Raw genomic sequence first — 19,131 nt, 5'->3', positions numbered from 1 at the left:
GCAGAACCGCCGCGACGACGCCCACGACAAAGACCCTTATTGCCGCCCACGCCTTTTCGTCCACCATGATGCATGGCGCCCCGCTCTGTGCGATATACGCTTTGAAAAGGGTTCGCGATCGCGACCGGTTCCCGAACGCGCATGCCCGCCCATGATGCCGCCGGGGATAGGTTTATGCATTCAGGGTGTGGGGAACAGGTCAGGTATGCAACCGCTCACCCCGGCGCTTGAAGACCTCCTCGAACACCTGGAGGATCTCGATCGCCGTCTCCGCCCGCTCAGGGCCGGCGAAGATGCGGCTCCCACGGGGAACCTGCTCCTGCTCAAACCCGTTCTTGCCGAGATCTACGATCAGGTCGACGCGCTGATCGCCGGCATCCGGAGCATCGACGCCGCATACCAACGATATCGCGACCGATTTTTCCACCTCCCGGCGATTTGCCTCTGCACGGGCGCGGACAGCATCGTCCTGGAGGCGAACCGGGCGGCGGCACTCCTGTTCGGCATCGCTCCCGACCGGCTGCAGGGTTCGCCTCTCGGCGCACATCTCCACCCGGAAAGCATCCCGGCGTTCCGGTCGGCCGTTGCAGCGCTCGGCCGGGGCGATGATCTGCCTGCGCAGGAGTTCCTGCTCGTCCGAGCCGACGGCGGCACCGTTCCGGCGACTGCGGCCGTTTCGACCTCTTACGGGCCAGGCGGCCGTGCAGCCGAGTACCTCTGGGTGTTCCACGACATATCGGGAGAGAAGCGAGTCGAGGAAGCCCTCCGGGAGAGCGAAGACCGGTACCGGGAACTGACCGAGAACGTCAGCGACGCATTCCTCGCCCTGGACCGGGACGGCCGCGTCCTCTCCTGGAACCGGGTGGCCGCCCGTCTCTCGGGCCGCACGGTGGAGGAAGCGGTCGGACAGAGCATCTACGACCTGTTCCCGCAACTCCGAAACGACGAGGTTATCGGGTTTTTCCGGCAGATTGCGGAGACCGGCCGACCCGGCGTGAGCGAATGCAGGTTTGACCTCCACGGGCGGGAGCATGCCTTCGAGGTGCGTGCCGTCCCCACCCGTGCGGGCGTCTCCGTCTACATCCGGGACATTACGGCCCGGCGCGAGGCTGAAGTTGCCCTCCGGCGGAGCGAGGAGCGGTGCCGGATGGTCGTGGAGAGCCAGACCGAGTTGATCTGCCGCAGGCTCCCCGACGGCACCATCACCTTCGCGAACGACGCCTACTGCCGTTACCTCGGCATCCCGTGCGGCGACCTCATCGGGCGGCGGTACGCCCTCACCGTCCCGCCCGACGACCAGGCCCGGATCCAGGAGAGTCTCGCCTCCCTCACCCCCGATCACCCGGTATCGACGGTCGAGCACCGGGTGATCATGCCGGACGGCAGGGTCCGGTGGCAGCAGTGGACAAACACGGCGTCCTTCGACGACGAAGGCTCCGCCGCCGAGTACCAGTCGGTGGGCCGTGACATCACCGATGCGCGGATGGCGGGGGAGGCGCTCCTGCTTGCGAACCGGAAACTCAACCTCCTCTCCGACGTGACACGGCACGACATCTTAAACCGGCTCAACGTGCTCTCCGGCTACCTCGACCTCTTCCGCGAGCGGGTGAGCGACCCGGAGATGCTCGAGTACTGCCGGAAAGAGGAAGAAGCCATCCGGGACATCCGGCACTACATGGCCTTCACCGCGGAGTACCGGGATGTCGGCGTGGCCGCCCCCGCCTGGCAGGATGTCCGGCGTATCGTCCGCGAGGCGGCGGCGGGGCTCGACCCGGGACCGGTTGCCGTCGAGGTGCGGACGCGCGATCTGGAGGTGTATGCCGACCCGCTCATCGTCCGGGTCTTTGAAAACCTCATCGACAACTCGCTCCGGCACGGCGAACGGGTTACCCGGATACGCATCTATCCCGAAGAGTCCGGCCGGGGGATCAGCCTCGTCTACGAGGACGACGGTATCGGCATTCCCCATGCAGCAAAAGAGAACCTCTTCGAGCGTGGGTTCGGGCGGCAGACCGGGTTCGGGCTCTTTCTTTCCCGGGAGATCCTCGGCATCACCGATCTCTCCATACGGGAGACCGGCGAGCCCGGAAAGGGTGTGCGATTCGAGATCGACGTCCCGCCGGGGTTCTACCGCTTCACCGGTCGCGTCCAAGTTCGGTGAGTTTCATCTCGGCCGTGCCGAGGAGGTCTTCGCACTGTTTGACGAGGAGCGCGCCCCGCTCGTAGATGGCGATGCTCTCCTCAAGGCTCGTATCGCCGTCTTCGAGTTTCCGGACAATCCCCCGCAGTTCTTCCAGTTTCTCTTCAAAGGTTTTCGTCATACGTTGTCTCCTCCACGACGGCGACTGCCCGGCCGTCCATCATCCTGATCGTCACGCGCTCGCCCGGTGCGAGGCTCGCGGCGCTCCTCACGACCCTGCCGCCCGCCTCGACGATGCAGTATCCCCGCTCCAGGATGGCGAGAGGGTTCTTTCCTTCGAGGTTGGCGCGGAGCTCCGCGAGGGCGGAGCGTTCCCGCTGCACCCGGGCGACCGCCGCCCGCCGGAGCAGGTCGTCGTGTTCGGCGAGGCGCTGCATCCGCTCGTTGATGCGGCGCGCGAGCCGTCCGGGGCGCATGCGCTCCCGGAGTTCCTCGACCTCGCTCTGTGAAGCGGCGAGGCGGCTATGGACGAGCAGGTGCATCCTCTCCTCGCACCCGGCAAGTTCCCGGAGCACCTCCCGGCGTTCCGGAACCGCCCGTTCCGCCGCCGCGGACGGCGTCGGCGCCCGGAGGTCCGCGGCGAAGTCGCAGAGGGCGGTGTCCACCTCGTGCCCGACGGCGCTGATCACGGGCGTCCTGCACGCCGCGACCGCCCGCACGACGTCCGGGTGGTTGAAAGCGAAGAGATCCTCGAAACTCCCCCCGCCGCGCCCGACGATGATCACGTCCGCGAGCCCGTCGATCCGCCGGATCGCCTCCGCGATCTCGACGTGCGCCCCCTCACCCTGGACCGCCGTCGGGGAGAGGATAACGTCCGCCGGATACCGCCGGGAGATGACCGAGAGGATATCCTTCACCGCCGCGCCGGTCGGTGAGGTGACCACGCCGATCCGCTGCGGGAAAAGGGGCAGAGGCCGTTTCCGCCCGGGATCGAAGAGCCCTTCGGCGTCGAGTTCCTGTTTCCAGCGCTCGACCATGAGGTGGCGTTCGCCGAGGCCAGCCGGGAGCATCTCCCGGACGATCAGCTGGTACCTGCCGTGAGGCTCGTAGACCTCCACGGAGCCCCAGGCGAGGACGTCCATGCCGTCTTTGGGCGCGAACGCGAGCGTTGAAGCGGAGGTGCGCCACATGACGCAGTTGATCACCGCGGAACTTCTTCCGTTTCGCTCGGAGAGTGAGAAATAACGGTGGCCGGAGGCGTGGTTCTTGTAGTTGGTCACCTCCCCCCGCACCCAGATCCGGCGCAGGCGGGCGTCGTCGAGGAGGTCGCAGATGAGCCCCGAGACCTCCGAGACCCCGAATATCGGGGTGCCGAACCGTTCCGGGCCGGTGGAATGACCGCCGAGCATCATCACAATCTATTAGACCGATGGTTTATATCAAGTAGTGTTATGGGTCGTTTCGCCGTCTCGACCATGTTCTTCCACGAGTATCCCTGCGACCATATCTTCGACTACGTCGCCGAGTCCGGCCTCGACGGGCTCGAGTTCTGGGTCGAGACGCCGCACTTCTGGCTTCGCGACCGCCCTGAAGACGAACTTGGCCGGTGCATCGCGGATCATCCGGAACTCTCGCCGATTACCGTTCACGCCCCGTCGCTGGACCTGAACCCCTGTTCCATCAACCCGCGGGTCGCCGAGATCTCTGTCGACTACGCCCTCGAGGCCGTCCGGATGGCGGAGCGGATGGGTGCCGCCGTGGTCACCGTCCACCCGGGGAAGCGGACGGCGAAACGCCACCCGAGCGCCTACGACTACCGGCGGTTCGAGGACTACATCGCCCGGCTCCGCGAAGCCGCCGAGGGGACGCGGGTGAAGGTGGCGATCGAGAACATGGAACCCCGGGTCAACACCCTCCTCTCGACGGCGGAGGACGCGGCCGAGGTGCTCGATCGGGAACCCTGGCTCTGGTTCACGCTGGATATGGGGCACGCCATGATGACGTCCTGCGACGAGGTAATCCGGTTCATCGATCTCTGCATCGAGCGGATGGTCAACGTCCACGTCAGCGCGCTCGGCGGGAACGGGCGGCCTCACCACCCCATCCACGACGACCCCGAGGCATTGCAGGTGCTTGCGGAACTTGCCGACCGGGGCTACGGTGGATACCTCACGCTGGAACTCGAGGACATGGTCTTTCCCGGGGCGCTCTCGTCCGAGGAGAAGGTCGTGCTTCTTTCGCAGGAATCGGAGGCGCTACGAGTGGTATTCCCGTGAAGCGCTGGTTTTATAACATCTGCCCACGACATAATTCATAAAATGCCGGGAATCATTCAATACCGGATGCTGCCGCTTGATGCGGCGTGGAGTCAATGGTAGTCGTAGACCTTCTAACTATAGAGATCATTTTATTCGTTGTTTGTCTGCTCCTTTCGGGCTTCTTCTCGAGTTCGGAAGTCGCCCTCATATCGATAACCCGGGCGAAAGTCCGCGCCCTCTTAAATCAGGGTCGAAAGGGAGCGAAAGCACTCGATACACTGAAGAAATCGACCGACGGCCTCCTGATCACCATCCTGATCGGGAACAACATCGTCAACGTGGCCGCGGCATCGCTCGCGACCGCGATCGCGATCGCCATCTACGGCGACGTCGGTATCGGGATAGCGACCGGGGTTACGGTCATCCTGATGCTGGTCTTCGGCGAGATCGGGCCGAAGATGTATGCCTCCCGGAATACCGAGACACTCGCGCTCCGCGTCGCCCTGCCGATCCTCTACCTCTCGAGAGTGCTCTACCCGGTGCTCTGGGTCGCTGACCGCATCAAGCGGCAGTTCGCCTTCAGGCCCGGCGTGACCGAGCCGGTCGTCACCGAGGAGGAGATCAAGGAATGGATCGACGTCGGCGAGGAGGAGGGCACCATCGAGGAGGAGGAGCGGGACATGCTCTACTCCGTACTGCGCTTTGGAGACACGACGGTTCGCGAGGTGATGACGCCGCGAATAGACGTCGTCATGATCGAGGACGCATCCACGCTCGAGAACGCCCTCTCCATCTTCAACGAGACGGGTTTCTCCCGGATCCCGGTCTACCACGAGCATATCGACAACGTCGTCGGGCTCCTGAACGTGAAAGACGTCTTCTCGGCGGCCTTCCGCCAGCAGACGAGCGCGACGATCCCGAGCCTGATGTACGAACCCTACTTCGTTCCCGAGAGCAAGAAGATCGACGAGCTCTTAAAGGAACTTCAGGTGAAGAAGCAGCACATGGCGGTCGTCCTCGACGAGTACGGGTCGTTTGCCGGGATCGTGACCGTCGAAGACATGCTCGAAGAACTGGTCGGCGAGATCATGGACGAGTTCGACGAGGAGGAGCCCGAGGTGCAGCAGGTCGAGGAGGGTGTCTACCTGGTCGATGCGCGGGCGTGGGTGGAGCACCTCAACGAGGACCTGGAGTTATTCCTTCCGCTGACGGATGCCTACGAGAGCATCGGCGGCCTCGTCATCGACCGGCTGGGACATATCCCCCGCCGCGGCGAGGTGGTCAAGATCGAGGAGAGCAACATCACGCTGGTGGTGATGCAGATGCGGGGCCGGCGGATCGTCAAGGTGAAACTGATCATCGCGTCTCAGAACGCGCCGGGCGAGGCCCGGTAAGGTGCCCGGAGAACGGTAGTTATGAGTCCAGAGACATCTGTCGATAAGAAACGGATTGCGTTCCTCGTCTCGGGGAGAGGATCGAACTTTCAGGCGGTGATCGACGCCATTGCGGCCGGGGATATCCCCGCGATCTGCGCGGGGCTCGTCACCGACAACCCCGGGGCGTACGCGATAGAGCGGGCGAAGAACGCCGGCATCCCGGTGACGGTCGTCGACTACGCGCGGTTCCCAACGAGAGCCGCATACGAGGAGGCACTTCTTTCCGCGATGCGGGGCTGCCGGGCCGACCTCTTCGTCCTCGCCGGCTACATGCGGATCCTCGGGGCCGGGATCGTCCGCGAGTTCTCGGGCAGGATGATGAACATCCATCCCGCCCTGCTCCCGGCGTTCTCCGGGCTGCACGCGCAGAGGCAGGCGATCGAGTACGGGGTGAAGGTCGCGGGCTGCACCGTCCACCTGGTCGACGAGGGGATGGATACCGGGCCCATCGTTGTCCAGCGGTGCGTGCCGGTCCTCCCGGACGACGACGAGACGACGCTCGCCGACCGGATCCTCGCAGAAGAGCACGAAGCTCTCCCGCTCGCCGTGAAACTCTTCTGCGAAGGCCGCCTGGAGGTCGACGGCCGGCGTGTGCGGGTCTGTTGACCGGGCCTATCAACCTCTTATATATTCTCACGCCTCCAATCTCAAGACCCACCACTGAGACGGATCGCACCATGGCAGATACAACACGTAAATCAGGCTCCCGGAGACTCGCTCGCGAGAGGATCGCCGTTCTCTTTGCGCGTGCAGCGGAGTTCTACCCGGAAAGCCCCGACAGGAGCAACCGGTGCGTGGAACTGGCCCGCAAGATCGGGATGCGTCATCGGATTCGGATAGAACGGCCGCTGAAACGCCGCTTCTGCCGCCGGTGCTACACCTACCTGGTCCCGGGGTCGAACGCCCGGGTCAGGGTTCACCGGGGGCGCGTGGTCGTCACCTGTCTTGCCTGCGGGCACCGGTCGCGGTTCCCGGTCGGGAGGCCCCGGCAATGAGCAGAGAATCGTTTCAGGATCTCAAGCCCACCATCTGGATCGGGAAACGCGGCATCACGAACGTCATGATCGACGAGATCCGGCGGCAACTCAAAGATCGGAAGGTCGTCAAAGTGAGATGGCTCAGGAACACCGAGGTCGATCCGGAGGAGATAGCGGCATCGGCCGGTGCGGTTCTGGTCGAGGTCCGGGGGCGGACGCTTGTCCTCACGGAGCGGCGGAACCGATCGCCCGGGCACAATCCTCGAAATATATAAAACATCACTGGACGAATATGTAAAGACTGTTAGCGAGAGTGAGGTTCATCTATGACGACTGTATATGACATCCCTGCCGATATGCTCATCCGGCAGGTGGCAGAAGAATTCAAGACAAATTCGCAGATTCAGCCCCCCGACTGGGCCGCTTTTGCAAAGACGGGGGTACACAAAGAGATGCCCCCCGAGAATGACGACTGGTGGTACGTGCGTGCGGCGGCGGTTTTCCGGCGCATCTACATCGACGGCCCTGTTGGCATCCAGAGGATGCGCTCCGCCTACGGCGGCAAGTATAACCGCGGCGCGGCTCCGAACCGGTTCAAGCGGGGGAGCGGGTCGGTCGTTCGGAAGATCTTCCAGCAGCTCGAAGCGGCAGGGTACGTCGCCCACGGTAGTGGGGGACGCACGGTAACCCCGGCGGGCAGGTCCTTCCTTGACAACGTTGCAAACGGCCTGAAATCAGAGGCCGCCACAACCGCCCCGGGCCTTGCGAAGTACTGATCGGCAGGAGGTATGACTGATGGTAGACGACGAACTCGCCGAACTGCGCCGCCGCAGGATGGAACAGATGCAGCGGCAGGCGATGGATCAGCAGGGTATGGAGGAAGAGGCCGCACGCCAGCAGCAGATCGATGCGCAGGTCCGTGCTGCGCTCATGGAGATCCTCGAACCTGAAGCGAGGGAGAGACTCAATACCATCAAGTTGACCCGGCCGGAGTTTGCAAAAGCGGTCGAGCAGCAACTGGTGATGCTCGCGCAGAGCGGCAGGGTCAGGCAGCGGATCACCGACGAGCAGCTGAAGGCCCTGCTTGCCCAGCTGACGCCGTCGAAGAAAGAGTTCAGGATTACGCGGAAATAATGGAAGCAGGTGTGCTCTTCTCGGGCGGGAAAGACAGCGCGCTCGCGGCAATCATGCTCGCGCGCGATTACGGCGTGGAACTGAATACCTGTGTATTCGATCCCGACCGCGAGGTCCCGGAAGTGCGGGCCGCAGCGGCCGCCCTGGGACTTCCCTTCAGGAGAAGGGTGCTCGGAAGAGACCTGCTCTCCGAGGCCGTCGACCTGCTTCTAACGTGCGGGTACCCGAACGACGCAATCGACATGGTTCACCGGACGGCGGTCGAGATCCTTTCGGCCGAGTACGCGGTGGTCGGTGACGGCACCCGCCGGGAAGACCGGGTTCCCCGGCTCGAACGCCCCGAGGTCCAGCACCTGGAGATGACCGCCGGCTGCTCCTACGTCCGGCCGCTCCTCGGCTACGGGAAAGCGGAGGTGGAACGTCTCGCAAAACGCCTGCTCGTGGTGCGGTACGGGGAGACCGGCAGCATCGGGAACGGCGACTACGAGGGGGAGATCCGGGACGCGCTCCGCGCTCGCGGCATCGACCCGGCGTCGTTCTTCCCCTCCCGCCACCTGCAGTCGCTGGTGGTCGCGAGGAGAGATACCTGAATATTACGAGAGTGAACATTATGAGCAAACTAATGAAGGGCCGGAAGATCCGGCTGGCAAAGGCATGCGAGCAGAACCGCCGCGTGCCTGCATGGGTGATGATCAAGACCAACCGTGCGGTTGCGTCGCATCCGAAGCGGCGCAACTGGAGACGGAGTTCCCTGAAGGTGTAAGGTTATGGCAGAAGCATTGAAGGAGCATATCTATATCATCCCCCTCCGCGAGGTGAAGCGTGCACCCCGGTGGAAGCGTGGCAACACCGCGATCAAGGATATCAGGGCGTTTCTCGTGCGGCACATGAAGAGCGAGGACGTCAAACTCGATAAGAGCATCAACGAGAAGGTCTGGGAGAACGGAAGTTCCAAGCCACCGCGAAAGATTCGCGTCCGCGCGATGAAGTTCGAGGACGGGCAGGTCCAGGCCGAGCTCGCCGAGGAGTGAAATGACGGGAACGATCGATCTCGCCGGCGATCCGAACATCGGCGTTTATGCCCGGGTCTTTGAGGATATAGCGATCGTATACCCCGGGGCGCCCGCGGAGTTCACCGCGGCCCTCGCACGGGAACTCGATGTCGAGATCGTGAGCACCTTTATTCAGGGGAGCAGCATCATCGGGTCGCTCGTTTCCGGAAACAGCCAGGGGCTGGTCGTCAGCGGCCTTGCCACCGACGAGGAACTGGCGGTCCTGAGCGAGTACCGGGACGTATTTCTGCTTAAGGGTCCCATGAACGCCGCCGGCAACATAATTCTCGCAAACGATTGCGTTGCCGCCGTCCACCCCGAGATGCAGATCGATGTTGCCGAAGAGATCGGGTCGTTCCTCGAGGTGCCGGTGGTCCGGCTAACGCTAGGCGGCATCAAAACCGTCGGCATGGCCGGATTCGCGACGAACAAGGGTATCCTTGTCCACCCGAGGGCCAACGACACGGAGATCGCGAACCTCGAACGGATCGTCGATCTCCCGATCGGTCTCGGGTCGGTCAACATGGGAAGCGGTCTCGTGGGTACCGGGCTCCTTGCAAACAGCAAGGGTTACGTCGCAGGGTCCGTCACGACCGGGTTTGAGCTGGGACGAATAGAAGAAGTCTTTGGGTTTTTGGAGTGATATTATCATGGAGAACCAGACGTTTGAAGTTGTAGGCGCGTGCAAGATCAACAACGAGTGGAAGCCGTACCGCAAGGTCGTCGGCGCCCCGAACGAGAACCAGGCAAAAGAAAAGGTTCTTACCGATATCGGGAGCAAACACCGCCTGAAGAGAAGTTATATCACTATCGAATCGGTTAACGTAGTAGCTGGTGAATGACGTGGACCAGGCAGATCCTCGCGAGATACAGACCCTCCAGATGTACCTGAACGAATACGGGCAGCAGATAGAACTCATGACGCAGCAGCTCTCGATGATCGAGCAGCAGCGGCTTGAGGGCACCGCCGCCATCGAGACGCTCCGCGCTCTCCAGGAGAACGCGGACGGTGCCGTCCTTCTCCCCATCGGCGGAGGCGCGTACCTCCGGGTGAAGGTGCTCGATGCCGGCCACGTTCTCGTGAACATCGGGGCGGACGTCTCCGTCGAGAGGGCCACCGCGGATGCGGTGGGGTATCTGGAGGATCGGATAACCGAACTTGAGGCGCTCGCGAAGAAGGTCGCGGGTTCGGTCGAACAACTGCAGGGCCAGGCAACGGAGATCTCCCGGCGCCTCGAGGCGGCGTATCGGGGAGCCCGGCAGGCTCAGGCAGGCCAGGGCGGAAGTTCATAATGTTTGATTCCTTAAAGAAAAAACTTCAGAATATCAGGACAAAATTCGCCTCGAATATCGAGGAGGCTGCCGGGGCCGAACAGGAGCCGCCGGAGGGAGCGGAGATTTCGGAACCCGCCGTCCAGCCGGAATCTCCGGCCGCGGAGGAGACGGCGCAGGAGGGCCAGGAGAGCCCTACGTTTTTTGAGAAGGTAAAAGTCCTCGTCCGGGAGCGGGAGGTTCTCCTCCAGGAGAAGGATGTCGAGGAGCCGCTCTTCGAACTCGAGATGGTACTTCTCGAAAATGACGTCGCGCTCCCGGTCACGGACGAGATCATCGCCCGGATGCGCCGCGACCTCGTGGGCCGGCACCGCAAGATCGGTGCCTCGGTCGACGATCTGGTCGTATCGACCCTGCGCTCCGCGCTCTGCGGGGTGCTCGGGGAAGGGCTCGACCTCTCGCGCTACATCCGCGAGCATGAGCGGCCCGTGAAGATCCTCTTCACCGGCGTGAACGGGACCGGCAAGACGACGACCGTCGCGAAAGTCGGGCAGTACCTGCAGACGAACGGTTTTACGGTCGTTATCGGCGCCGGCGACACCTTCCGTGCGGGCGCGATCGAGCAGATACGGACCCACGCCGACCGCCTCGGGATCAAGACGATCCAGCACCAGGCCGGCGCCGACCCCTCCGCGGTTCTCTTCGACGCCGTCCAGTACGCAAAAGCGCACGACATCGACGTCGTCCTCGCCGACACGGCCGGCCGGTTCCACAACCGGGCGAACCTCATGAACCAGCTCGACAAGATCCGGCGGGTCATGAAGCCCGACCTCGTCGTCTACGTCGACGAGGCGGTTGCAGGGAACGACGCGGTCATCCGGGCCGACGAGTTCAACAAGGCCGTCGGCACCGATGCGGTCGTCCTGACGAAGGCGGATATGGACCCCAAGGGCGGAGCGGCCATATCGGTCGCCCACACGGTGGGGAAACCTATCCTTTTCCTCGGAACCGGCCAGGGTTACGACGACATCGTGCCGTTTGAGCCCCGGGCGGTGGTGAACGAACTTCTGGGAGATGAATCCTGATGCTCGATAATCTCGGTACTTCCCTAAAGGACGCCGTCAAGAAACTCGCCGGCAAGACGGTGATCGACCGGGCGGCGGTCGAAGAACTGGTGCGCGACCTGCAGCGGGCGCTCCTCTCCGCCGACGTCAACGTCAAACTCGTGATGCACCTCTCCCAGACGATCAAGCAGCGCGCCCTCGATGAGGAACCCCCGAAGGGGATGGGTGTCCGCGAGCACGTTCTCCGGATCGTCTACCAGGAACTCGTCCGGATGATGGGATCGCCCGGCGAGGTGGCGCTCGAGCCCCAGACGATCCTGATGGCGGGATTGCAGGGGAGCGGGAAGACCACGACGACGGCAAAGCTCGCCCGCTACTTCCAGCGCAAAGGGCTGCGGGTCGGGGTGATCTGCGCCGACACCTTCCGGCCGGGCGCCTACGACCAGTTGAAGACGCTCTGCGACCGGATCAGCGTCCCCTGTTTCGGGGATCCGAAGGAACCCGACGCACTCAAGATCGTCCGGGAGGGCCTCCCGAAGTACCGCAAGCTCTACGAAGTCATCATCATCGATACCCAGGGGCGGCACGCCCTTGAGGAGAACCTGATCGAGGAGATCGTCAACATCAACGAGATCTCGCACGCCGAGCACAGGTGGCTCGTGATCGACGCGGCGCTCGGCCAGCAGGCGAGCGAGCAGGCACGCCGGTTCCACGAGGCGATCGGGATCGACGGCGTCCTGGTCACGAAGATGGACGGCACGGCGAAAGGCGGCGGTGCGCTCTCGGCGGTTGCCGAGACGCAGAGCGGCATCGTCTTCATCGGGAGCGGCGAGACGATCGACGACCTCGAGCGGTTCGACCCGGACGGGTTCATCTCCCGGCTGCTCGGGATGGGCGACTTAAAAGCGCTCGTCGAGCGGGCGGAGGAGGCGGTCTCGGGCGAGGATCTCGACGTCAACGCCATGCTCAAGGGCAAGTTCACGCTCCGGGACATGTACAAGCAGCTCGAGGCCCTGAACAAGATGGGGCCCTTGAAACAGATCATGAGTATGCTCCCCCTCGGTGGCATGCAGATCCCGGACGACGCCTACGATATCACCAGCACGAAGATGCAGCGCTACAAGGTGATCATGGACTCGATGACGCCCCCGGAACTCGACGACCCGTCGACGCTCGGGAGCTCCCGGATCCAGCGCATCGCCCGGGGTGCCGGTGTGACGCCCGACGACGTCCGCGACCTCATCAAATACTACAAGATCATGCAGCGTGCCCTGAAAGGCATGCGAGGCATGGGCGGCGGCAAGTTCAACATGCAGCGCATGATGAAGAAGTTCGGCGGACCCAGTAGATGAAGCGGTTTGTCGTCGTGGGGCACCTTGCCGCAACGAGCGGCACCTTCAGCCTCAACGATCTCCCCGGGAGCGGCGGGAGGATGGATGTCCTCTGCCGCTCCGTCAACTCCGCGTTCTTCCTCTCTCACGATCTGCGCCGCGACGTCGAGTGCTACCTCGTCCTCTGCGGGGAACCCGGTCCGGAGAAGACCGTTCTCTTTCGGGGTAGCGTTGTCCGTTACCTCTCGCCGGACGAGCGGAGCAGCGCCGCCCTGATCAAGAAGGCGCTCTCGATCCCCTGCGGGGACGAGTTCCGGGAGTCGACGCCGGGCGTCTACGTCCGTCGCGGCGGGCTCGCCCGGCTTCTTTCCGAGATTCCGCTTGCGGTGCTTGACGAGGCGGGGGAAGATATCCGGGGGACACCCGACCTCCCGGAGAACTATCTCCTCTCGGATCACCACAACTTCACTGCGGAGGAAGAGGGCCTGATTGCTGACTACCCCCGCTACTCGGTCGGGCCGCGGTCGCTGCACGCCGATCACACGATCACCGTCCTCTTAAACGAGATGGACCGGAGGGAATCCTGATGGATATCATACAAGAGGTAGAAGCAATTCTTGGATACGGCGATACCTGCAACCACTGCCTCGGGCGGTTCTTCGGCAAGCGGTCGTTTGGGCTGACGAACGAGGAGCGGGGCAGGGCTCTGCGGGTCGCGCACGAACTTGCGACAAACGAGCCGCACCACGAACCTGACCCGGAATCCTGCTGGATATGCGGCGGCGAACTCTCCCGCACCGAAGAATGGGCGAAGAGGGTGGTCGAAGCAGTGGACGGCATCGAGTTCGAGACCTTCCTTATCGGGACGAAGGTGCCGCCGCTCGTCGCGGAGAGCGAGGAGATGGTCTGGAGCGATCTCTCGCTCCGCGACCCCGAACCGCTGAAGGCCGAGATGAACCGGGAGGTCGGAAAAGCCGTCTCGGCAATCTCCGGGAAGACGGCCGACCTCAAGAAGCCCGATGTCGTCGCGATCCTCGATCTCGGTGAGGGCACCGTCGAGGTGCAGGTCAACCCCGTCTTCTTCGTCGGCCGCTACCTGAAGTACGAGCGCGGCATCCCCCAGACTCACTGGGACTGCCGGGCGTGCCGGGGCGCGGGATGCGAGAAGTGCAACTTCACCGGCAAGCAGTACGCCGACTCCGTCGAGGAACTGATCGGCCGGCCGGCAATCGAGGCTTTTAACGCAGCAAACGCCGTCCTGCACGGTGCCGGTCGGGAGGATATCGACGCCCGGATGCTCGGGTCGGGCCGCCCCTTCGTGCTGGAGATCGAGGAGCCGCGGAAGCGTTCGGTGGATCTCGCGGCGCTTGAAGCGGAGATCAACCGGGAGGCCGCCGGCCGGGTGGAGGTTCACCTTGAAGGATGGGCGGATCGGAAGATGGTGCAAAGCCTTAAGTCCGACAAAGCGCATAAAAAATACAGGATCCTGGTCGAGATCGACGGTTCTGTAACCCCAGATGAGTTCAGGGCGGCCCTCGATCAGTTAAAAGGTGTAACGATACGGCAGCGCACCCCGAATAGGGTGGCACACCGACGGGCAGATAAAGTTCGGGAACGGCAGGTCCTCGATATCGAATGCACGGGTAGCGTCGACGGCAGATACTGGGTCGAAGTCGTCGGCGAAGCGGGCCTGTACATCAAAGAACTGGTATCGGGTGACAACGGCAGAACCCAGCCCAGCCTTGCCCAGATCCTGGGGCGCACCGCAAGTGTTGTCAGCCTCGATGTGGTGCTGGTCAAAACAGCTAACGAGTATGGTGAGTAATCATGGCACATCACAATGGACCACGCAAGAAGACGCGGTATAAGTTCAAGAAGGACCTCAGAAAACGTGGCATCCCCCCGGTAACCTCGGTGATTCAGAGCTTCGAGATCGGGCAGAGAGTGCACGTCGTGGTCGAGCCGAGTGTCCAGAAGGGCATGCCCCACCGGAGATTCCACGGGAAGACCGGCACGGTCATCGGCCAGCGCGGACGCGCATGGCTGCTCGAAGTCAGGGATGGAGATTCGGTAAAACAGGTGATTGCGAGACCGCAACATCTAAAAGCGCAGAAAGTATAACCCTCAACAGTAGTGGTTGGCATGAAGGTAAAACGAATTGTAAGCGAAGAGCGGATGCTGCTTCCCGAACTGCGGGACACTCTCCTATCGGTGGAGGCAGCCCGGCTCGAATCCGAAGAGGAGATGTCCTACGAGCTTCGTAAGAGCATCGAGCATGCCAACCAGCTTTCAAAGACATCTTCCGAGAAGGCTCGCGCCCTCGTCGACGAGCTTGTAAAGCTCGAGAAGATGAAAGAGGAGATCGCCTACCGCATCGCGAACCTGATGCCGCGGACCCGGGACGAACTGCGGGCCATCTATGCCAAAGAACGGTTCAATCTTACAACGGAAGAGCTGGACGAGATCCTCGACCTGGTAATGACCCACTTCTGATTGAAGGGGTGGTGCCAATGAAGACCGAAAGGAAAGAGGAGAATGCGGTAGTCATCGATGTCCTCCCCATGGGGTACGTGAGCGAGCAGCGCCCGGCCTACAAGCGTGAGCCGGTCGTCCAGGCGGTTGGCGTGGACCAGTTCAAGTTGCTCGAGCTCATCCCGAAGCAGGGTGCGGATATCCAGATCTACGACCGCGTCTATATCGGCGATGCTGAGCGGGAGAAGATCGAGCGCGTCAAGCGGCGGATCAGTCACAGTGACCTGACGGCGACGGCGAAACTCGAACTGCCGTTCGTGGTCGAGGAGATCGTCCGCGAGAACGAGCCGCGGTTCGTCGATTTCTTCAACAGGTCCGTGCCCATCACGCCGAAGTTTCACATGCTGCACCTGCTTCCCGGCATCGGGAAGAAACTGATGTGGGAGATCATCGAACAGCGCGGGAAGAAGCCGTTCGAGAGTTTCGCCGATATCTCCGGGCGGATCAAGTCGCTCCCGCACCCTGATCGAATGATTGTCAGCCGGATCCTGCGCGAGATCGAGGACCCGGACGAGAAGTATCACGTCTTCACATCGAGATGAGTGCTCCGAGGGATCAGCACTTTCTCGTCGACCGGAGAGCCGTCGAGAAGATTGCCGGTTTTGTTGACGTCTCCGGCCGGAGGGTGCTCGAGATCGGGCCCGGCGAAGGGATCCTCACCCGCGCCCTCCTTGACCGGGATGCAGACGTCATCGCGGTAGAGATCGATCCGGCTCTCGTGGAAGAACTCGAGATCGCGTTTGCCGACGAGATCGGGGAAGGCCGTCTTGAGATCATCAGGGGCGACGCGAAGAAGGTGGATATCCCGCCGTTCGAGATCGTCGTCGCGAACCTTCCCTACTCCGTTTCTTCGAAGATTACATTCCGGCTGCTCGAGATCGGCTTTGAGGTCGCGGTCCTGATGTACCAGAAGGAGTTTGCCCGGCGGATGGTCGCGCCGCCGGGGACGCCGAACGTCGGGCGACTCTCGGTGATGGTGCAGACCTATGCCTCCGTGAAACCGCTCCTCGAACTCGGGCCCGGATCGTTCCGGCCGCAACCCGCGGTCCGCTCCTGGGTGGTCCGGATCACGCCGCACGAGCCGCCGTACCCGATCGCAGATCGGCGGGTCTACGCGGACGTCGTCCGGGTGCTCTTCTCCCACCGGAGAAAGACCGTCCGGAAGGGTCTCCGGAGCGGGAAGGATGCGTTTTCGCCGGAGGCGATCGGGCGGACGATTGCGAGTCTTCCCGATGACCTCCTGCAGCGCCGCCCCGAAGACCTGACGCTCGAGGAGTTCGCCCTGATCGCGAACAAGATGAGCGGGGGTTAGGGATGCTCCCCGATCAGGTCTATCCTCCCGCCGAAGACTCGTTTCTCCTCCTCCGGGCGGCGCTTGCCGAGGTCCGGGCGACCGATCGGGTGCTCGAGGTCGGGACGGGGAGCGGCTACGTCGCGGCCGGGCTTATCGGTCGGGCGGCGAGCGTGGTCGCGACCGAGATCAACCCCCACGCCGCCCGATGCGCCCGCGCCCGGGGGGTGGAAGCGGTCCGGACGGACCTCTTTTTGGGCGTCTCCGGCCCGTTCGACCTCATCCTCTTCAACCCCCCCTACCTCCCGACCGCTCCCGATGAGCGGATGGACGACTGGCTGGAGTACGCCCTCGACGGCGGGCCGACAGGAAGGGTAGTGATAGAACGGTTCGTCGCGGATGCCGGGAGGGTGCTCGCGCCCTTCGGGCGGGTCCTCCTCCTGGTCTCGTCGCTGACGGATCTTGATGAAGTCCGGGAACTCTTCGCCCGCGAGGGGTTCGTCTCGTTCGTCGTCGACGAGGAACCGCTCGAGGGGGAGCGGCTCTATGTCCTCCGGGCGATGCGGGACCTCTGCCGGATGGGGGCGTGATGTTCCGGGTAGCAGGTTCGAGTCTCGCACGGCGTCGCCTGTTGTCTGGATTTTCGGCCGGAAAATAATCCGCAAAACGGCATCTGCGGTTTTCTTGCGTTTTTTGATGGAAAAAAGAGTGGCGAGTCCTTCCGGTCACACCGTCGAGGGCCTCTCGAACACCTCCTCAAACTCAAAGTGCGCGAACTCCGCGAACGGTGCATCTAAAATCCCCGCCGCGAGATCCTCTTTTGCGACGGCGAATGCACCCGCGTCCGGGTACGCGATGAAGGTGTACTCGGTGGTGCCCTGGTACTCCTCCGAGACGGACGCCGACTGCATGAGCGCGATCATCTCGGGCGTGCCGATGGTTCTCTCCTCCTTTTGGTAGCCGTCGAGGAGGGCGAGCATGTTCCGGTAGCGGTAGTCCTCGGGCCTGACTTCGGCGTGGTAGCCGTCCACCCGCTCGACGGCGGGGGGATAGGCGCCCCGGTAGAGGTAGTAGTTGTTCGCGATCAAGAGGCAGTCGTCCGGCTCGACGACGCCCGGTCCTCGCACCGCGCCGCCGTAGGAGTCCGTCTCGAAGGCCGCCGGGACGCTTCCCGTCCCGTTCCCGTAGGGTGCCGAGACCCCTGCGTTGTTCCCGCCGGTCCTGGTCCCGTTCGCCTTCTCCCAGTAGGCCCACGCCCCGGCAACGTCGCTCTCGCTCCTGAGCGTATCCATGTAGAGGAAGGTGGTGGGCATGAGATCGGTCGCGTTCCAGTCCGGGATCGACGGCGACGAGTGGGGCACGAGCACAAGGCCGTCCTCGTTCATGCCGTTGAACGTCCCGATGAACCCGGGCCAGTCTATCCCGACCGTGCGTTTCGCGCCCGGACCCGGGTCGGTCGCGATGACGAGCAGGCTGTTCACCGTGACCTTCCGCAGGTCGTTCTCGCCGTCCATGTTCTTGCCGTGGATTATCCCGCCGGCGAGCTCGTCGTTCTCCGTCAGGTTGCCCCAGGCGATCGCGCTCGTGCAGAGGTGCGGCGAGACGCCGGCGTCGCCTGTTGTGGTGCGGTTGATGCCGAGGTCGCCCATGTAGAGGCCGTAGAGTTTGTAGTAGAGCATGAAGTCATACGTGTTCTCCGCGAGGAGGTCGTAGCGGGAGATGTTGCGCGAGACCGGCGGGAGGTAGAGATCCGTGCCGCTCGCGTTCATCCCGGCGAGCATGGCGTCGAGTTCGGCCATATACGTCGGGTTTGCCGGTGCCATATGCTCCTCTATGTAGGGGATGAAGAGGTCCTCGTAGTCGGCGGGCGACTGCATGAACGACTCGATCAGGACGTAGTCGATCCAGTCCCGGATCTGCGGGCCGCAGAGGTAGCCGTAGGCATACGCCCGTTCCTCCGGCGTTCCCCATACCTGGAGGACGTGGCAGCCTTTCTGGACCGTGAGCCTTCCGCCGCCGCTGCCGACGGCGATCTCCCGATCGTCGTCGGGGTAGGGTGTCGGGGCGACGAGGGTTACATCGATGCCGGTCGCGGCACTTCCGGGCGTAACGGCGACTCCGACGGGGGTAAGGTGCGACGGCGTGCAGTACCACCCGGTCGGGTCGCGGTAATCGAGATGGTCGATCCGGCCGTCATCATCCGTATCCGCCCAGGCGTAGACGGTGTAGTTACCCGGGGCGAGTCCGGGGATGACGTAATCGCCCGGCGCATCGAGCGCGGCAAAGCCGCTGACGTACTGCGAGCGTTCGGGATGCTCCCCGGTCTCCATAACCCTGATATCCGATGCCGTATACGCCGCGGCGTCGATCGCCGCAACGTAGATTGTTCCTCCCGCGTAATCCCCCACCACACTCCCGGAGATGGAATCTCCACCGGTTGGGGTGGTGACATTCGTGCAGCCTGCAGCGGCGATGAGGAGGATCGTCACACCGAGGATGCACATAGGCAGACAAACGCGCAGGAGGCGCTCTGGTACCTGGTTCATTACTTTTTTCTTCCGACAGAGGAGGATAAAATCGTATTGAAGTGTTCCTGTGTACGATACATGCAGAAGCGCGAGAATCCTGATGAATTTTGCCAGGT

General features: G+C 63.1%; 26 protein-coding genes. 23 read left to right on the top strand and 3 right to left on the bottom strand.

Translation table 11 applies throughout. The features are described 5' to 3' along the window. Positions 1-205 precede the first annotated feature (205 nt). Complete coding sequence (locus MEMAR_RS12510) at positions 206-2,161, top strand: PAS domain S-box protein (protein ID WP_011844816.1); 1,956 nt, start codon at positions 206-208, stop codon at positions 2,159-2,161. On the opposite strand, the gene xseB is transcribed toward MEMAR_RS12510, so the two are convergent. Both xseB and xseA read right to left on the bottom strand, forming a co-directional pair. Next, positions 2,136-2,321, bottom strand: a complete 186-nt coding sequence (gene xseB, locus MEMAR_RS09770; RefSeq protein WP_011844815.1) for an exodeoxyribonuclease VII small subunit — start codon at positions 2,319-2,321, stop codon at positions 2,136-2,138. The genes MEMAR_RS12510 and xseB overlap by 26 nt on opposite strands. Beyond that, positions 2,305-3,552 carry an exodeoxyribonuclease VII large subunit gene (gene xseA, locus MEMAR_RS09765; protein ID WP_245526588.1) on the bottom strand — a complete coding sequence of 416 codons (1,248 nt, stop codon included), beginning with the start codon at positions 3,550-3,552 and terminating at the stop codon, positions 2,305-2,307. Before xseA ends, xseB begins: the two co-directional genes overlap by 17 nt. Before the next feature lie 39 nt (positions 3,553-3,591). On the opposite strand from xseA, the gene MEMAR_RS09760 reads away from it, so the two are divergent. From MEMAR_RS09760 to MEMAR_RS09655, 22 genes are all read left to right on the top strand, one after another. Beyond that, positions 3,592-4,416 (top strand): sugar phosphate isomerase/epimerase family protein, encoded by an 825-nt coding sequence (locus MEMAR_RS09760; RefSeq protein ID WP_011844813.1) that lies wholly within the window; start codon positions 3,592-3,594, stop codon positions 4,414-4,416. 95 nt (positions 4,417-4,511) lie between these two features. Further along, on the top strand, positions 4,512-5,792 hold the full coding sequence (locus MEMAR_RS09755) for a hemolysin family protein (RefSeq protein ID WP_011844812.1): 1,281 nt from the start codon (positions 4,512-4,514) through the stop codon (positions 5,790-5,792). A 21-nt stretch (positions 5,793-5,813) separates the two neighbouring features. Next, entirely contained in the window at positions 5,814-6,440 is a 627-nt protein-coding gene (gene purN / locus MEMAR_RS09750; protein WP_011844811.1) for a phosphoribosylglycinamide formyltransferase, read from the top strand. A gap of 71 nt (positions 6,441-6,511) precedes the next feature. Next, positions 6,512-6,829 carry a ribonuclease P protein component 4 gene (locus MEMAR_RS09745; protein WP_011844810.1) on the top strand — a complete coding sequence of 106 codons (318 nt, stop codon included), beginning with the start codon at positions 6,512-6,514 and terminating at the stop codon, positions 6,827-6,829. Then, on the top strand, positions 6,826-7,086 hold the full coding sequence (locus MEMAR_RS09740) for a YhbY family RNA-binding protein (RefSeq protein WP_011844809.1): 261 nt from the start codon (positions 6,826-6,828) through the stop codon (positions 7,084-7,086). Before MEMAR_RS09745 ends, MEMAR_RS09740 begins: the two co-directional genes overlap by 4 nt. Before the next feature lie 51 nt (positions 7,087-7,137). Then, positions 7,138-7,587 carry a 30S ribosomal protein S19e gene (locus MEMAR_RS09735; RefSeq protein WP_011844808.1) on the top strand — a complete coding sequence of 150 codons (450 nt, stop codon included), beginning with the start codon at positions 7,138-7,140 and terminating at the stop codon, positions 7,585-7,587. Positions 7,588-7,606: 19 nt separating this feature from the next. Continuing rightward, the gene (locus tag MEMAR_RS09730; RefSeq protein ID WP_011844807.1) at positions 7,607-7,945 is read left to right on the top strand and encodes a DNA-binding protein; all 339 of its coding nucleotides are present in this window, start codon (positions 7,607-7,609) and stop codon (positions 7,943-7,945) included. Next, a complete protein-coding gene (locus MEMAR_RS09725) occupies positions 7,945-8,535 on the top strand; it encodes an alpha hydrolase (RefSeq protein ID WP_011844806.1) in 591 nt (196 codons plus the stop codon). The genes MEMAR_RS09730 and MEMAR_RS09725 overlap by 1 nt, the downstream gene beginning before the upstream one ends. 20 nt (positions 8,536-8,555) lie before the next feature. Next, positions 8,556-8,708, top strand: coding sequence for a 50S ribosomal protein L39e (locus MEMAR_RS09720; RefSeq protein WP_011844805.1), 153 nt, complete (start codon positions 8,556-8,558; stop codon positions 8,706-8,708). 4 nt (positions 8,709-8,712) lie between these two features. Beyond that, positions 8,713-8,976, top strand: coding sequence for a 50S ribosomal protein L31e (locus MEMAR_RS09715; protein WP_011844804.1), 264 nt, complete (start codon positions 8,713-8,715; stop codon positions 8,974-8,976). A gap of 1 nt (position 8,977) precedes the next feature. Continuing rightward, positions 8,978-9,640: a translation initiation factor IF-6 gene (locus MEMAR_RS09710; RefSeq protein ID WP_011844803.1), complete on the top strand. Its 663-nt coding sequence runs from the start codon at positions 8,978-8,980 to the stop codon at positions 9,638-9,640. A 7-nt stretch (positions 9,641-9,647) separates the two neighbouring features. Next, on the top strand, positions 9,648-9,839 hold the full coding sequence (gene rpl18a / locus MEMAR_RS09705) for a 50S ribosomal protein L18Ae (RefSeq protein ID WP_011844802.1): 192 nt from the start codon (positions 9,648-9,650) through the stop codon (positions 9,837-9,839). A gap of 1 nt (position 9,840) precedes the next feature. Next, complete coding sequence (gene pfdA, locus MEMAR_RS09700; RefSeq protein ID WP_011844801.1) at positions 9,841-10,290, top strand: prefoldin subunit alpha; 450 nt, start codon at positions 9,841-9,843, stop codon at positions 10,288-10,290. Further along, the gene (ftsY, locus tag MEMAR_RS09695) at positions 10,290-11,354 is read left to right on the top strand and encodes a signal recognition particle-docking protein FtsY (RefSeq protein WP_011844800.1); all 1,065 of its coding nucleotides are present in this window, start codon (positions 10,290-10,292) and stop codon (positions 11,352-11,354) included. The genes pfdA and ftsY overlap by 1 nt, the downstream gene beginning before the upstream one ends. After that, positions 11,354-12,685: a signal recognition particle protein Srp54 gene (locus MEMAR_RS09690; RefSeq protein ID WP_011844799.1), complete on the top strand. Its 1,332-nt coding sequence runs from the start codon at positions 11,354-11,356 to the stop codon at positions 12,683-12,685. Before ftsY ends, MEMAR_RS09690 begins: the two co-directional genes overlap by 1 nt. Beyond that, entirely contained in the window at positions 12,682-13,251 is a 570-nt protein-coding gene (trmY, locus tag MEMAR_RS09685; protein ID WP_011844798.1) for a tRNA (pseudouridine(54)-N(1))-methyltransferase TrmY, read from the top strand. Before MEMAR_RS09690 ends, trmY begins: the two co-directional genes overlap by 4 nt. After that, positions 13,251-14,489 (top strand): tRNA pseudouridine(54/55) synthase Pus10, encoded by a 1,239-nt coding sequence (locus MEMAR_RS09680; RefSeq protein WP_011844797.1) that lies wholly within the window; start codon positions 13,251-13,253, stop codon positions 14,487-14,489. Before trmY ends, MEMAR_RS09680 begins: the two co-directional genes overlap by 1 nt. Positions 14,490-14,491: 2 nt before the next feature. Continuing rightward, positions 14,492-14,785, top strand: coding sequence for a 50S ribosomal protein L21e (locus MEMAR_RS09675; protein ID WP_011844796.1), 294 nt, complete (start codon positions 14,492-14,494; stop codon positions 14,783-14,785). Between the two features lie 21 nt (positions 14,786-14,806). Beyond that, the gene (locus MEMAR_RS09670) at positions 14,807-15,157 is read left to right on the top strand and encodes an RNA polymerase Rpb4 family protein (RefSeq protein WP_011844795.1); all 351 of its coding nucleotides are present in this window, start codon (positions 14,807-14,809) and stop codon (positions 15,155-15,157) included. Positions 15,158-15,174: 17 nt separating this feature from the next. Further along, the gene (locus MEMAR_RS09665; RefSeq protein WP_011844794.1) at positions 15,175-15,738 is read left to right on the top strand and encodes a DUF655 domain-containing protein; all 564 of its coding nucleotides are present in this window, start codon (positions 15,175-15,177) and stop codon (positions 15,736-15,738) included. After that, the gene (gene rsmA / locus MEMAR_RS09660; protein ID WP_011844793.1) at positions 15,735-16,508 is read left to right on the top strand and encodes a 16S rRNA (adenine(1518)-N(6)/adenine(1519)-N(6))-dimethyltransferase RsmA; all 774 of its coding nucleotides are present in this window, start codon (positions 15,735-15,737) and stop codon (positions 16,506-16,508) included. Before MEMAR_RS09665 ends, rsmA begins: the two co-directional genes overlap by 4 nt. A 2-nt stretch (positions 16,509-16,510) precedes the next feature. Next, the gene (locus MEMAR_RS09655; RefSeq protein ID WP_011844792.1) at positions 16,511-17,077 is read left to right on the top strand and encodes a HemK2/MTQ2 family protein methyltransferase; all 567 of its coding nucleotides are present in this window, start codon (positions 16,511-16,513) and stop codon (positions 17,075-17,077) included. A 135-nt stretch (positions 17,078-17,212) separates the two neighbouring features. On the opposite strand, the gene MEMAR_RS09650 is transcribed toward MEMAR_RS09655, so the two are convergent. Next, positions 17,213-19,033 (bottom strand): C45 family peptidase, encoded by a 1,821-nt coding sequence (locus MEMAR_RS09650; RefSeq protein WP_011844791.1) that lies wholly within the window; start codon positions 19,031-19,033, stop codon positions 17,213-17,215. Positions 19,034-19,131: the final 98 nt, after the last annotated feature.

Source organism: Methanoculleus marisnigri JR1, assembly GCF_000015825.1.
Lineage (GTDB): Archaea > Halobacteriota > Methanomicrobia > Methanomicrobiales > Methanoculleaceae > Methanoculleus > Methanoculleus marisnigri.
The sequence above is the reverse complement of the archived record's forward strand: the minus strand, read 5'-3'. Positions and strand labels throughout refer to the sequence as shown.

Bases quoted from the DNA above. Each gene is read 5' to 3' on its own strand.
- MEMAR_RS12510 (WP_011844816.1), top strand. From the start codon at position 206: ATGCAACCGCTCACCCCGGCGCTTGAAGACCTCCTCGAACACCTGGAG.
- MEMAR_RS09730 (WP_011844807.1), top strand. From the start codon at position 7,607: ATGGTAGACGACGAACTCGCCGAACTGCGCCGCCGCAGGATGGAACAG.
- MEMAR_RS09675 (WP_011844796.1), top strand. From the start codon at position 14,492: ATGGCACATCACAATGGACCACGCAAGAAGACGCGGTATAAGTTCAAG.
- MEMAR_RS09670 (WP_011844795.1), top strand. From the start codon at position 14,807: ATGAAGGTAAAACGAATTGTAAGCGAAGAGCGGATGCTGCTTCCCGAA.
- xseA (WP_245526588.1), bottom strand. From the start codon at position 3,552: ATGATGCTCGGCGGTCATTCCACCGGCCCGGAACGGTTCGGCACCCCG.
- MEMAR_RS09715 (WP_011844804.1), top strand. From the start codon at position 8,713: ATGGCAGAAGCATTGAAGGAGCATATCTATATCATCCCCCTCCGCGAG.
- MEMAR_RS09755 (WP_011844812.1), top strand. From the start codon at position 4,512: ATGGTAGTCGTAGACCTTCTAACTATAGAGATCATTTTATTCGTTGTT.
- MEMAR_RS09725 (WP_011844806.1), top strand. From the start codon at position 7,945: ATGGAAGCAGGTGTGCTCTTCTCGGGCGGGAAAGACAGCGCGCTCGCG.
- rsmA (WP_011844793.1), top strand. From the start codon at position 15,735: ATGAGTGCTCCGAGGGATCAGCACTTTCTCGTCGACCGGAGAGCCGTC.
- MEMAR_RS09650 (WP_011844791.1), bottom strand. From the start codon at position 19,033: ATGAACCAGGTACCAGAGCGCCTCCTGCGCGTTTGTCTGCCTATGTGC.
- ftsY (WP_011844800.1), top strand. From the start codon at position 10,290: ATGTTTGATTCCTTAAAGAAAAAACTTCAGAATATCAGGACAAAATTC.
- MEMAR_RS09735 (WP_011844808.1), top strand. From the start codon at position 7,138: ATGACGACTGTATATGACATCCCTGCCGATATGCTCATCCGGCAGGTG.
- MEMAR_RS09665 (WP_011844794.1), top strand. From the start codon at position 15,175: ATGAAGACCGAAAGGAAAGAGGAGAATGCGGTAGTCATCGATGTCCTC.
- MEMAR_RS09680 (WP_011844797.1), top strand. From the start codon at position 13,251: ATGGATATCATACAAGAGGTAGAAGCAATTCTTGGATACGGCGATACC.
- MEMAR_RS09740 (WP_011844809.1), top strand. From the start codon at position 6,826: ATGAGCAGAGAATCGTTTCAGGATCTCAAGCCCACCATCTGGATCGGG.
- MEMAR_RS09710 (WP_011844803.1), top strand. From the start codon at position 8,978: ATGACGGGAACGATCGATCTCGCCGGCGATCCGAACATCGGCGTTTAT.
- MEMAR_RS09655 (WP_011844792.1), top strand. From the start codon at position 16,511: ATGCTCCCCGATCAGGTCTATCCTCCCGCCGAAGACTCGTTTCTCCTC.
- rpl18a (WP_011844802.1), top strand. From the start codon at position 9,648: ATGGAGAACCAGACGTTTGAAGTTGTAGGCGCGTGCAAGATCAACAAC.
- MEMAR_RS09720 (WP_011844805.1), top strand. From the start codon at position 8,556: ATGAGCAAACTAATGAAGGGCCGGAAGATCCGGCTGGCAAAGGCATGC.
- trmY (WP_011844798.1), top strand. From the start codon at position 12,682: ATGAAGCGGTTTGTCGTCGTGGGGCACCTTGCCGCAACGAGCGGCACC.
- xseB (WP_011844815.1), bottom strand. From the start codon at position 2,321: ATGACGAAAACCTTTGAAGAGAAACTGGAAGAACTGCGGGGGATTGTC.
- purN (WP_011844811.1), top strand. From the start codon at position 5,814: ATGAGTCCAGAGACATCTGTCGATAAGAAACGGATTGCGTTCCTCGTC.
- MEMAR_RS09745 (WP_011844810.1), top strand. From the start codon at position 6,512: ATGGCAGATACAACACGTAAATCAGGCTCCCGGAGACTCGCTCGCGAG.
- MEMAR_RS09690 (WP_011844799.1), top strand. From the start codon at position 11,354: ATGCTCGATAATCTCGGTACTTCCCTAAAGGACGCCGTCAAGAAACTC.
- MEMAR_RS09760 (WP_011844813.1), top strand. From the start codon at position 3,592: ATGGGTCGTTTCGCCGTCTCGACCATGTTCTTCCACGAGTATCCCTGC.